The organism is Neobacillus sp. PS3-34 (genome assembly GCF_030915465.1).
Lineage (GTDB): Bacteria > Bacillota > Bacilli > Bacillales > Cytobacillaceae > Neobacillus_A.
This window is the reverse complement of sequence record NZ_CP133267.1, coordinates 3472458-3485283: the sequence shown is the minus strand read 5'-3', so window position 1 is coordinate 3485283 and position 12826 is coordinate 3472458. Positions and strand designations below refer to the sequence as shown.

The window sequence follows — 12826 nt, the reverse complement described above, 5'->3', positions numbered from 1 at the left end:
CTCCGTCCAACTGAATCACCATTCATCCTTTTATTATAAATTATTTTGGCAAAATTTCCAAAATAAATGATCGTAAGCAAAAAGGTTCCTGACTGAATCAGGAACCTTCCGCTTTGTTCACCAGAATATAACTGGCGATGAATAATTATTTTTCCCTAATGTTATTTACTTTTGAAAACTTCGACAGCAACATACGTGCCAGGACGGTCAATGCTGACAGTCAGTTTGCCATTTTTAAATACGGCACCTGATACGGTTTCCCACTTTTTCTTTGTTGTATTAAAATAGGAAACTTTTAAGCTGCTTGAATTTGTCACCTTTTTAGGGTCAACGATGATACTTAGAACTGCTTTTTGCTTTAATTTATTAATTGGTTTTCCATCAGCAAAAAGATTTACTGCATACGCAGGACCAACAGATCCTCTTACGTACGTCGTCTTTCTTAAATCAAGCACGAACGTTTTCTTCACTTCAACAGCTTTTAATGGAACAAGAATATCTGCACCGTTGCTCTTCACGTAAAATGACTTCCCGCTCGATTTTATCAGATTCACTTGGTCTTTTGTAAATTCAAGTTTAACTGACTCTTTTTTTCCAATATTGATTACAATATTCGAATGGGCTTTTAATGCAGCCTTAATTCCGTTAATTAAATCCTTAGAATTAATTACAGTTTTACCATTTACATATTTTGTTCCTATTTGGATATCTTTTGAAGGAACATTTGGCTTTCCTCCTGGATTGTCACCTGGGTTATTCCCTGAATCTTTCCCTGGATCTTTCCCTGGATCTTTCCCTGGATCTTTCCCTGGATCTTTCCCTGGATCTTTTCCTGGATTGTCTCCACCCTGCTCTTCGTCCCCTAAAGCTAGAACATAAGTGCTCAGTCCCGGAACTGTTACTTTATTGCCTTTAATTATTTCAAGTACATCATTCCCTGCTCTTACTCCATTTACAAGCAATCTCCAGTTTCCATGTGTAGGGAGTGTAATTTCTACTGGTGACCTATTTGCATTGTAAACCACAGCCAATTGACCGGCAGAATCACCATTTGCATTGCCTTTAATGACATATGCTACAGAATTTGCTGGTGCGTCAAGGAAGCTCAGGTGATGCCTAATGTCATCCGCCGTTGTCATCCTGAAGGCAGGATGGCTTTTTCTAAGCTGTATAAGGCCCTTGAAATACTCAACCTCTGCATCGAACTGGCTGCGTCGGCGCAATCAAGCTGATTGACCGCGTCCCCGGCATTATAGCTGTTGTCATTTCCATTTTTGGTCCTCATGAAATCCTGGCCAGCGTGGATAAACGACATACCTTGCGAAGTTAAGATGATGGAAGAAGCAAGCTTATGCATCTGCTTTCTGACTTCATCTGAATCACTGCCATTTGTGATGGCCAGCTTATCCCAAAGAGTATTGTTATCATGGGCTTCAACGTATGTCACCGTTTGTTCAGGATCCTTTGCAAAATTCTTGATTTGGTCATTATAATCAATTCCGCCTACAACACCTTTTTTGATGCGAAGTTCCATATCTGTTTTTCCATTTATGAAACCTTTGTCATTGCCATCGAATACGCTTCCTTTTAATCCGTCACGGATATCATCATTAAAGTGAGCGATTCCCGGCATTTTATATGCATTCTTTTGATTTGCTTTAAGTTCAGGGTCAAGAGCAGTTCCTAAATCCCAGCCTTCCCCGATTACGATGATGGAAGGATCGATCTCATCCAATGCCTTACGGACTGCATTCATCGTATCTACATCATGGATTCCCATTAAATCAAAACGGAATCCGTCAATATTGTATTCCTTTGCCCAATAAGTAACAGAGTCAACGATAAATTTACTCATCATCTTATGTTCTGATGCTGTATCGTTTCCTACACCCGTTCCGTTGCTCAGCGATCCATCTTCGTTATAACGGAAATAATATCCTGGAACGAGCTTATTAAAGTTAGATTCCAGCGCACTAAACATATGGTTATAAACGACATCCATTACCACACGAAGGTTATTATCATGCAGTGTTTGGATCATTTGCTTCATTTCATTAATCCGGACGGTTGGTGTATAAGGATCTGTAGAGTAAGATCCCTCTGGCACATTATAGTTCTTCGGATCGTAGCCCCAGTTATACTGTGGCTGGTCAAGATGTGTTTCATCCACACTTGCGGTGTTGTAATCGTACATTGGAATAAATTGAACGTGTGTAACTCCCAAATCTTTAATATGGTCAAGACCTGTTTTTACACCATTCGGTCCCCTGGTTCCTGTTTCAGCTACCCCTAGGAATTTCCCTTTATGCGCGCTGCTTACACCGCTATTAGGATCGATTGTCAAATCGCGGATATGCGTTTCGTAAATAATCGCATCTTCACGATTTTTTAAAGCAGGTTTTGTATTTTTCCAATTTTGCGGAGTTGTTTCTTTTAAATCTACTACGGCACCTTTGTCTCCATTGACTGCTGTCGCACGTACATATGGATCCACCGCTTCATTCCAGGAATCGCCAACTTTTACTTTATAAGTGTAAAGCAAGCCCTTCTGATCGCCAGAAAGTTCGGCAGTCCATGTGCCTTTAACGGAACGATGCATATCGATTTCTGTTCCGGTTGCTGCATTCCATCTATCATAGGTCACAAGCTTTGCTTCACTTGCAGTTGGTGCCCATAAACGGAAACTTGTTTTTTCTTTGGTATAGGTATTGCCAAGGTCATGGCCATCGTAATAAAAACGGTCTTCAAACGTTTTGCTGCCAATTACTTTACCCATTTGGACGGTTGCCTGGCCAAACCCATCCTTGCTGATCGTATAAGCCTGTGACAAATCCAGTTCATTTTTCGTATAAATTACAACCTTATTCGTTAATCCTCCAGTAACGGTTCCGGCTGCTTCCACCTTTTCAATTTCAGCACCATTCAGAACGATTCCCGGATTTTTGCCTTCCTCATATGCAAATGGGAAGTTTGTTTCAAAAGTAATTTTGTTTAGCTCGTCAATTGCTGCTTTCGTAATCCTTGGTGTGCGGTCAATTTTTGCTGGATTGTCATAAATGCGCCTTTGACCTTGGGCAAGCCATACTTCAGCTTTGCCATCTGCGCTGAAATCAGTAATAAACCGATCTTCGGAAATATCCTTTGATGACCAGTCAGATTTTCTTACGATAAACCCTACCTTTGTAGCACCGTCAAGGTTTTCCAGTTTAAGAACTCCTTGTTTGCCAAATGAAGTAGTTTTATCAAGAGGAACGGCTTGGCCACCGGATTTGTCTGTCCATACCCAAATATCCCAGTTGTCATAATTTAAATCATAACGGTAATAATTGAATTTGACCTCAATAGAATTAAATGCTTTCGGAGGTGTTGTTCCGTCAGGATTACTTGTGTAAACCGTATCGTCTCCTGCTTTATCCACACCTCATTATGTCCGTACCATATATCGTTGATGAATCGGTCGCCGCCGTCTTTGTCGGCCCAGTTATCCGTACGCACGATGAAGCCTACTTTATTGTAGTCACCATCAAGCTCAAGATCAGCAACCTTTCCGAACTCATCTGTGCCAGTGAAATTCTTGACCTGGCCGCCCATGCCATCAGGCCATATCCAAAGGTTCCAATCCTTTGTATCCCCTGCTCTTGGCTGATAATGGACTTTGACTTTGGTAGTAATCTTTTGTTGTGCAGGTTGAACAGTCACTTTTCTCTGGTCAAGCGCATCGAATACAAATACATAATTGTCTGTTGCCGGCGGGGTAAATGAAAGGTTCGGATCCCCCATCCAATTGCCATCCATTACGTATTTGAATTGAACTTCCTGGCCGCCCTGCAATTCGATCGGCTGGCTCTTCCAAACTTTATCAGCAGAATCGTAGGAAAGCGATTTGTCTGCTCCGCTCCATGCAAGTGGTGCTGATCCCCTTAATACCACTTCGTTGTAAACTTTATTACGGTCAAGAGGGACATCACTATATTCAAGCGTTCCTGTTACCTTGTAAATTTTAAAGGACTTGCCGTTGCTGACAAACTTCAAATCGCCATTATTGTCGTTGTGAAGCTCTTCTGTTCCAAGTTGGTCTGTCAATGTTACATCATTAATTTTCAATTGGTTGTAAAGCTTGTTCACATCTATTTGCTGGTCAGATGTGCCTTTGTTTACAACGACTAAGTATTTACCATTAGCGTCTGTACGTTCGTATGCAAACACATTTTGGTCTGCAGATAATGACTTGAATGAACCAGTACGAAGTGCAGAAACATCATTACGTAATTTGATTAACTTTTTATAATAGTTTTCCAAATCCGGATTTTGCTGCGCTGGATCCCATGGCATCATTTCCCTGTAATAACGATCCTTCCAATCAGCTACTGAATTAGGATCCTTACTCATGGATAAGCCAACCTCATCACCATAGTAGATGATTGGCGGACCTGGAAGTGTAAACTGCGTTGCCGCCGCAAGTTCCATTTTTGTTGCATCGCCGCCAGCCTCATAAATAAAACGTGGTTTATCATGGCTATCAAGGAAAGACGACACTACATATTCAGAAGGATAGGTTGCAATATTGTCTTTAACCGTATTGCTTAAACCTACCATAGATTGGTCTTTTGCAAATGTATTAACGAGTGCATCGTTCATTCCAAAGTCTAACGCACCGTCAAGCTTGCCTGCATACGAATTGATCTTTTCGCGGCTGTCCCAAACTTCTCCAAAAATATAGGCATTTGGTTTTAGCTCTTTTACTTTATGGCGGAAGTCAACCCAATAGCTGTAGCTTGGCCCTTTTGCATAATCGAGCCTGAATCCGTCAAAGTCCAAATCACTTAACCAATATGGGACCACATCATTTATCATATAATTTCTTACTTCAGGATTATCATTATTTAATTCAGGAAGTTCTGAAATTCCAGAAAATGTTTTATACTTGTCGGCCATTCGGTGAAAGTGTACCAATTATAATATGGACTTCCTTCACCTTTGGCTTTTGCATCCTGGAAGAAAGGATGCAGTGAAGAAGTATGGTTTGCAACGAAATCGTAGACCACCTTCATGCCTTTGGCATGTGCTGCATCAACCAATTTCTTCATTGTTTCCTTATCACCGAAGCGCTGATCAATTTCTTTGTAATCAGCTGGATGATATCCATGTGAATAAGGCCCTTTAAATACTGGTGATAGCCAAATAGTATTAACACCAAGACCTTTAATGTAATCTAACTTATCGTAAACACCCTGTAGATCTCCACCCATCCAGCCTTTTAACTTGTCGTCATAAGGAAGGTTTGCGGAGGCAGGATCGTCATTGGATGTATCTCCATTATTAAAACGGTCGACAAAAACCTGATAGATGACGGCATCCTTCGCCCATTGTGGAGATTTAAATTGGTCCACATAATAGCCGAAAGGAGTTGCTTGATTAGGATTCAGGCTGTTGGAATCCGCATATTGGGATCCTGTCCCATCTGTGTTCCAAACATCTGATATATATTTGACAGCGGTTCCATTTGCTTGTTTAGGAATAACTGCTTTGAAAACAGTGGTTGTTAATCCACCTGAAATGTTCTCGGTATCCTTTACCAAGTTTACTGCGGTTCCGACAGTTGCAGTCCCGCGGCTTCCACTTGGAAAAGTCCCATCAGTCGTATAATAAATCGCACCCTCATTTACAGAATTGAAGTGTTTAACAGTTACTGAAACTGTCACATCATCATTGCTGGTAGGTATTGAAGGTGAGTAAGCATAATTGTTATTTACATCCTTTGCTACCGGTACAGCCTTCCAGGCAGAAACAGTGTCCTGATAAACTGTTCCATCTGCTGTGAAAACCGCTTTATGCTTTGTCGCAGAATTCTCAGTCAGTTTTTCATCGCCTAAGGAATAAAGATATTCAATTTCATCCCCTGCGTTGCCAGCGAGAGTAACTGTCCAATCGCCATTTGCATCTTTTGTCAGTGGTGTCACAGAATAATTAAACCCATTTAAAGTTGACCCGATTGTCGGTGTTGCCCAATTAGGAGTATTTGCCGGCAACGCAACCTTTAGAGTGAGTTTACCCGTGAATTTTGAAAAATCGAGCCTTACATCGACATTTCTTTCCTGGTCAGGATGGAAAACAAAAATATAGTCCCCTGTTTGTGGAGGCGTTACTTTTAAATTTTCTCCCGCCATCCAGTTATCATTCATAACAAACTTGTATTCTACTTCTTTTCCGCCTTCCAAATTGATTGGTTGGCTTTCCCATTCTCCAGCTTCAGCGTTATATGTAAGCGGATGATTATCTGAGCTCCAGTCTAGAGCCGCAGCATTTCCACGCAGCACGACTTTGTCATATGTTTTGTCGGCTGCCTTGGCTTTTTGTGCAAACGGTGCCACAAATGTACTAAAAAGAAGCACAAAAGCCAGCAATAATGACGATAAACGTTTCATAGCTTTCCTCCTCAAAAATAGTTAGTTTTATGGAAACGTTTGCACAAATATACAAAAGATGCAAACGTTTTCATATTTTACAAGATTAAGATTATCATGTCTTATTAGATTTTTCAAATAAATGTTAGAGAGAAAGTATTCCTAATTTCGACAAAAAAAGGAGATGTGCATTCCCATCTCCTTCTTCAGTGTTTTTTCTCTTTTGCGTAAAGAATATACCTTTTAGGGGCGTTTCCCACGTATCTGAAAGGATAGCAGGTCGTAACGATTAGTTCCTCTTCCCGATTTTGAAGAGTAATGATGCTAGTATCATTTGCATCAACAATTTTTGTCTTAAAAATTTCGTAGGTGAATTTTCCGTAAGGCATTTCTACATTGAAAAAGTCTCCGATTTTTAATTCACCAAGGTGTCGAAATACAGTATCGCGATGTCCGGATAAAACGATTTGTCCATTTTCACCAGGATAAAAGGAACCCTTGTAATGGCCAACCCCCTTTTCGAGATCATTTGGGTCTGTGTCTTCCACTATGGCCAATTCGGATTTTATTCTCGGGATACGGAGGACACCAATGGTTTCACCGTATCCCGCTTTAAATTTCTTTTTGCTTTTATCCGGTAGATTCCATTTAATTTGCTCTCGTACAACTTTCTTCGCTTCCTTTAATGAATGTTCCGTTTTCAATTTAGAATCAGCTAATTGCCATGTACCCATACATAGCAGCAGAATACCGGCGGATGCAATTATTAATGGTAAAAAAGAATTAAGCTTTTTCATCAGCCTCTACCCGTCCTATCGTTTTTTCATTTTAAAAGTATATCAAAAAATCTACTACTCAAAAAAAGAAAAAATAAAAATCCCCTTCTGCGCTGTTTAGCGTAAAGGGGATCAAAAACCAATTATGCTTGGTCGCTTCCAAAAAAGTTTCTGAAGGACTGGATAGTAGTATCACGGTTTAAGGCTGCAATTGAAGTAGTCAAAGGAATACCTTTAGGGCAGGACTGCACACAATTTTGCGAATTACCGCAATTGGCAAGTCCGCCATCACCCATGATTGCTTCAAGACGTTCAGACTTATTCATTTCTCCTGTTGGATGTGCATTGAATAAACGAACCTGTGATAAAGGAGCCGGCCGATAAAGTCTGATTTACTGTTAACATTCGGGCAGGCTTCTAAACACACGCCGCAAGTCATACATTTAGATAATTCATATGCCCACTGGCGCTTTTTCTCAGGCATGCGCCTGACCTTAAATCGTATGTTCCATCAATTGGAATCCATGCTTTAACCTTTTTAAGAGAATCAAACATCCTGCTGCGGTCTACCTGTAAATCACGGACAACAGGGAAAGTTCGCATAGGCTCCAGGCGAATTGGCTGCTCCAGCTGATCAACAAGCGCCGTACAAGATTGGCGCGGCTTTCCGTTAATCACCATAGAACATGCTCCACAAACTTCTTCAAGGCAGTTCATGTCCCATGTAATCGGTGATGAACCCTGCCCCTTCGCGTTAATAGGATTTCTTCTGATTTCCATAAGGGCAGAAATTACGTTCATATTTGGCCGGTACGCTAATTCAAATTCTTCCTGGTAAGGAGCAGAATCTGGACTCTCCTGCCGTGTGATTATAAATTTCACCATTTTATTTTCTGACATGAGATTCTACTCCCCCTTCTTCTTTTTCGAATAGTCGCGTTTTCTCGGCGCAATTAACGATGTATCCACATCTTCATAATGGAAAGCAGGGGCAGTTTTTGAATCCACGAATTTAGCCATTGTCGTTTTTAGGAATTCCTCATCATTTCTTTCTGGGAAGTCAGGCTTATAATGAGCTCCTCGGCTTTCATTACGATTTAAAGCGCCAATTGTAACGACACGTGCCAGCTGAAGCATATTTTGCAGCTGTCTTGTGAAGGCTGCACCTTGGTTGCTCCATTTTGCTGTATCGTTAATATTGATATTTTCATACCGCTCAAGCAATTCCTGGATTTTATCATCCGTCTGCTGCAATTTATCGTTATGGCGGACTACTGTTACATTATCTGTCATCCATTCGCCAAGCTCTTTATGAAGTACGTATGCATTTTCTGATCCATTGAAGGACATGATTTTATTCCATTTCGCTTCTTCCTGCTTTACATGCTGGTCAAATACTGAGGAAGAAATAGAATCTGTACTCTTTTCCATGCCATCAATATATTTAACCGCATTTCGCCCTGCAACCATCCCGCCGAAAACGGCAGATAGCAGTGAGTTTGCGCCTAAACGGTTTGCTCCGTGCTGAGAATAATCACATTCACCAGCGGCAAAAAGTCCAGGAATATTGGTCATTTGATCATAATCAACCCATAATCCACCCATTGAGTAATGAACAGCAGGGAAAATCTTCATTGGAACCTTACGCGGATCGTCACCCATGAATTTTTCATAGATTTCAATTATTCCGCCAAGCTTAATATCCAATTCCTTTGGATCTTTATGGGAAAGATCAAGGAATACCATATTTTCACCGTTTATGCCCATTTTCATATCAACACAGACGTGAAAAATTTCACGTGTTGCAATATCACGTGGAACAAGGTTTCCGTAAGCTGGATATTTTTCTTCAAGGAAATACCATGGCTTGCCATCTTTATATGTCCAAACACGTCCGCCTTCACCACGTGCAGATTCACTCATAAGGCGAAGCTTGTCATCTCCAGGAATTGCAGTCGGGTGAATCTGGATAAACTCACCGTTGGCATAATAAGCGCCCTGCTGATAAAGAATGGATGCAGCAGAACCTGTATTGATAACAGAGTTAGTTGATTTTCCAAAAATAATTCCAGGTCCGCCAGTTGCCATAATTACCGCATCTGCAGAAAAAGCCTTCGTCTCCATTGATACCAGGTTCTGGGCAGTAATCCCGCGGCAGACTCCCTCGTCATCAACAACAGCTCCAAGAAATTCCCAGCCCTCGTATTTTGTAACCAATCCTGCCACTTCATAGCGGCGAACCTGCTCATCCAAAGCATATAACAGCTGCTGGCCCGTGGTGGCGCCCGCAAAAGCTGTACGATGATGTTGAGTTCCACCAAAGCGTCGGAAATCAAGAAGTCCTTCAGGTGTACGGTTAAACATAACACCCATACGGTCAAATAAATGTATTATGCTTGGTGCAGCTTCACACATTGCTTTTACCGGAGGCTGGTTGGCCAAAAAGTCTCCACCATAAATCGTATCGTCAAAGTGGATCCATGGTGAATCCCCTTCTCCTTTTGTATTTACAGCTCCATTAATACCGCCCTGGGCACAAACAGAGTGAGAACGCTTCACCGGAACAAGTGAAAATAATTCTACCGGCGTTCCCGTTTCTGCAACTTTAATTGTTGCCATTAAGCCGGCGAAACCGCCGCCGACAATAATAACCTTTCCTTTACCCATCGTGAAACTCACTCCCTTAATACAACACTGGTAATCCCTAACTGATTTAAAAAGCGATTAAATTAAATGAAAGCGACAAGCGCACTAATTCCAACGTAAGAAAGTGCAAGGAACAATATGATTGTTACGTAGGTTGAAATGACCTGTGACCGAGGAGTAACTGTAATTCCCCAGCTGACCAAGAATGACCAAAGTCCGTTCGCAAAGTGAAAGATAGTTGAAATAATTCCGACCACATAGAACCAGAACATAAAAGGTGATGAGAGGATATTCTCCATCATTTGAAAATTAACTTCTGATCCAAATGCTGCCGCAATACGTGTTTCCCAGAGATGCCACGCAATAAATATTAGCGTGATAACACCGGAAACACGCTGTAAAGTGAACATCCAGTTACGGAAGAAACCAAATCTACTAGTATTGTTTTTAGCAGTAAAAGCAATATAAAGGCCATAAATTGCATGGAACAGCAGTGGCAAATAAATTACAACTGTCTCTAACACTATTTTAAATGGTAGAGTGCCCATAAAATTAGCCGCGTGATTAAATGATTCTTCCCCTTCAGTAGCAAAATGGTTCACTACAAGATGCTGCATAAGGAATATTCCAACAGGAATTACCCCAAGCAGTGAATGCAATCTTCGATTAAAAAACTCTCGATTACCCGCCATAAATTACCCCCCTTAAAATGTAAGCAATGATGCAAGGACTTTTCTCTAATATTCTTCCCAAAAACCCTTCACCACTTTGAAAAAGTAAATACCCCTTTTTAACAATTATGTGACATGTCCATTTTACTCCCATCATTATAGAGCGTCAAGAAAACGTATACATAAAATGTTTTATAAAAATAAAATTTTTAAAATATTTTTATAGTCGAAAGAGTGTTATATTAGGAAGTGCATTTCATAGAATTCCACCTTCAATCACTTAACCTTAAACCATTTATTTGCTTGACCTCAGCTCTTTTTCAGTTACTTAGCCCTCCTGCTAAGAATAAAATATTACTCAGGTGAGCCGGATATACTAAAATAGCAAATATTTATTCAAATGGACAAAAGTTTTTATATGAAAAGAGTACTTAAGTTAAGGGCAAATTGTATATAATAGATTAATAGAAAGAGGGGAGAGCATTGAAAGAAAATACATCTGCAGAACACGCAATACAGCAGGAACCTGAAAAATTAACAATGTTTGGATTTGAACTTTTGCGCGGAGATTTACTTCCTGAGCTCCTTGGAAAAGATACTCCCGAGATATTATATTGGCCGGAAAGCGGCTTGCCAGGAAATATCCTTTAAATAGCCTTGATGAAATCAATGATTTTTTCGTAAAAGCCTCATGGGGCCAGCTTGAAATGAAAACTGCAACGAAAAATGAAATGGAATTTGAAATGAACAGCCCGTTTATAGTGTCCCGTGTAAAATCCAAGTCAGAGTATTTTTTTCAGCTTGAAGCAGGGTTTCTTGCCCAGCAAATTGAATTGCTGAAAGGTGCTGTGACCGAAGCATTCGAGCATCCAGTAAAGAAAGCCCAAAAGGTACAATTCACCGTTAAATGGGATCAGAAAGACACAATTTAATCGTCAATCATAATAAAAAGCTTTCAACGGTAATGTAATCCGCTGAAAGCTTTTTTTCAATTTCTTATCTCTTGTTCTCAGAAAGGTTAAAGGCTTCATGCAGAACTTCTACAGCCCTAATCATGTTCGTTTCCGCCACTACCGCTGAAACTTTTATTTCAGATGTACTCACCATTTTAACATGAATCTCATGGTCGGCCAGAACCTTAAACATTTCTGCAGCCACTCCTGGATTCGAAACCATTCCAGAGCCAACAATTGACACTTTCGCCAGCTTCATTTCCCATTCGATTTGTTCATATTCGAGAACCTCCCTGTTTTCTTCGAGAACAGTTAGCGTTTGTTCCAAATCCTCACTCTTAATGGAAAAAGACAGATTTGTGGCATGGGCATCCGTCGAGCTTTGAATGATAATATCAACATTGATATGGTTCTTGGCAAGCGTTGTAAAAATAGTGGATAACCCGGACAAGGAATTCGGCAGTCCAAGGACTGTTACTCTTGTAATTTCCCCCTCAAATGCCACTCCGCGCACAATAAGATTTTCTTCCATCGTTGCTTCCTCCTCAATTACCGTTCCTGAAATTTTTTCCATACTTGAGCGAACCTCAAGAGGGACATTATAGTTTTTCGCAAATTCGACTGCTCTTGGGTGGAGCACCCCTGCTCCGAGATTAGCTAGTTCAAGCATTTCATCGTACGATACGGCCAGCAGCTTCCTTGCATCTTTCACATATCTCGGATCTGTAGTATAAACACCCGTAACATCCGTATAGATATCACATTTATCAGCCTTTAGCGCTGCTGCCAGAGCAACTGCTGTTGTATCTGAACCTCCCCGGCCAAGGGTTGTAATTTCCCCATCAACTGTTATTCCCTGAAAGCCTGCTACAATCACAACTTTACCTTTTGACAGCTGTTTATTTACTGCATCGGTTTCAATTTTTGTAATTCGGGCATTTCCATGTATATCTTCTGTGAAGATTCCTGCCTGCCAGCCTGTAAATGAAACAGCTTCAATACCTTTATGGTTCAAGGCCATTGATAAAAGTGAAATGGTTATCTGCTCCCCTGTAGTCAAAAGCATATCCATTTCACGCTTGTTTGGCTGGGTAGCAATTTCTTTGGCAAGTGAAACGAGCTGGTCAGTTGTTTTGCCCATTGCAGAAACAACAACGACCACATCATTTCCCCTCTCCTTTTCCTCCCTGACACGCTCTGCCACATTTAATATTCTTTCTGCGCTCCCAACTGATGTTCCACCAAATTTCTGAACAATTAATCCCACTATTTCCCCTTCTTTCTGTAGATCCACTAAAAGCTACTCACAGTTTGCCCATAGAGAACAAAAAAAGCAATGAGAAAGATATCTCATTGCTTTGAACACGTAGAATGAT

General features: G+C 40.7%; 9 protein-coding genes and 2 pseudogenes. 2 read left to right on the top strand and 9 right to left on the bottom strand.

Annotated elements, in window-relative coordinates:
• Nucleotides 1-161 precede the first annotated feature (161 nt).
• The 8 genes and pseudogenes from RCG23_RS18010 to RCG23_RS17975 form a co-directional block, all read right to left on the bottom strand.
• The gene (locus tag RCG23_RS18010; RefSeq protein ID WP_308176796.1) at nt 162-1223 is read right to left on the bottom strand and encodes an alpha-1,6-glucosidase domain-containing protein; all 1062 of its coding nucleotides are present in this window, start codon (nt 1221-1223) and stop codon (nt 162-164) included.
• Nucleotides 1136-3418 (bottom strand): type I pullulanase, encoded by a 2283-nt coding sequence (gene pulA, locus RCG23_RS18005; protein ID WP_308176795.1) that lies wholly within the window; start codon nt 3416-3418, stop codon nt 1136-1138. Before pulA ends, RCG23_RS18010 begins: the two co-directional genes overlap by 88 nt.
• Nucleotides 3307-3780, bottom strand: a complete 474-nt coding sequence (locus RCG23_RS18000) for a pullulanase-associated domain-containing protein (protein ID WP_308180101.1) — start codon at nt 3778-3780, stop codon at nt 3307-3309. The genes pulA and RCG23_RS18000 overlap by 112 nt, the downstream gene beginning before the upstream one ends.
• A 657-nt stretch (nt 3781-4437) precedes the next feature.
• Nucleotides 4438-5249: pseudogene (locus tag RCG23_RS17995) on the bottom strand (alpha-amylase family glycosyl hydrolase); the annotation flags it as partial.
• A 1361-nt stretch (nt 5250-6610) separates the two neighbouring features.
• Nucleotides 6611-7201 carry a class D sortase gene (locus tag RCG23_RS17990; protein WP_308176794.1) on the bottom strand — a complete coding sequence of 197 codons (591 nt, stop codon included), beginning with the start codon at nt 7199-7201 and terminating at the stop codon, nt 6611-6613.
• A gap of 122 nt (nt 7202-7323) precedes the next feature.
• Nucleotides 7324-8080: pseudogene (gene sdhB / locus RCG23_RS17985) on the bottom strand (succinate dehydrogenase iron-sulfur subunit).
• Nucleotides 8081-8086: 6 nt separating this feature from the next.
• Nucleotides 8087-9847: a succinate dehydrogenase flavoprotein subunit gene (gene sdhA, locus RCG23_RS17980; RefSeq protein WP_308176793.1), complete on the bottom strand. Its 1761-nt coding sequence runs from the start codon at nt 9845-9847 to the stop codon at nt 8087-8089.
• A gap of 62 nt (nt 9848-9909) precedes the next feature.
• Nucleotides 9910-10518 (bottom strand): succinate dehydrogenase cytochrome b558 subunit, encoded by a 609-nt coding sequence (locus RCG23_RS17975; protein WP_308176792.1) that lies wholly within the window; start codon nt 10516-10518, stop codon nt 9910-9912.
• A 462-nt stretch (nt 10519-10980) separates the two neighbouring features.
• Between RCG23_RS17975 and RCG23_RS17970 the strand changes: the two genes are divergently transcribed.
• Nucleotides 10981-11148 (top strand): hypothetical protein, encoded by a 168-nt coding sequence (locus RCG23_RS17970; RefSeq protein WP_308176791.1) that lies wholly within the window; start codon nt 10981-10983, stop codon nt 11146-11148.
• Complete coding sequence (locus RCG23_RS17965; protein WP_308176790.1) at nt 11112-11429, top strand: DUF2507 domain-containing protein; 318 nt, start codon at nt 11112-11114, stop codon at nt 11427-11429. Before RCG23_RS17970 ends, RCG23_RS17965 begins: the two co-directional genes overlap by 37 nt.
• A 64-nt stretch (nt 11430-11493) precedes the next feature.
• Here RCG23_RS17965 and RCG23_RS17960 read toward each other — a convergent pair whose 3' ends face one another.
• Nucleotides 11494-12717: an aspartate kinase gene (locus RCG23_RS17960; protein ID WP_308176789.1), complete on the bottom strand. Its 1224-nt coding sequence runs from the start codon at nt 12715-12717 to the stop codon at nt 11494-11496.
• Nucleotides 12718-12826 lie beyond the last annotated feature (109 nt).

What these genes read in the sequence shown, in the direction of transcription:
- RCG23_RS18000 (WP_308180101.1), bottom strand. Translation starts at nt 3,780, where the DNA reads ATGGGGGATCCGAACCTTTCATTTACCCCGCCGGCAACAGACAATTAT.
- RCG23_RS17990 (WP_308176794.1), bottom strand. Translation starts at nt 7,201, where the DNA reads ATGAAAAAGCTTAATTCTTTTTTACCATTAATAATTGCATCCGCCGGT.
- sdhA (WP_308176793.1), bottom strand. Translation starts at nt 9,847, where the DNA reads ATGGGTAAAGGAAAGGTTATTATTGTCGGCGGCGGTTTCGCCGGCTTA.
- RCG23_RS17975 (WP_308176792.1), bottom strand. Translation starts at nt 10,518, where the DNA reads ATGGCGGGTAATCGAGAGTTTTTTAATCGAAGATTGCATTCACTGCTT.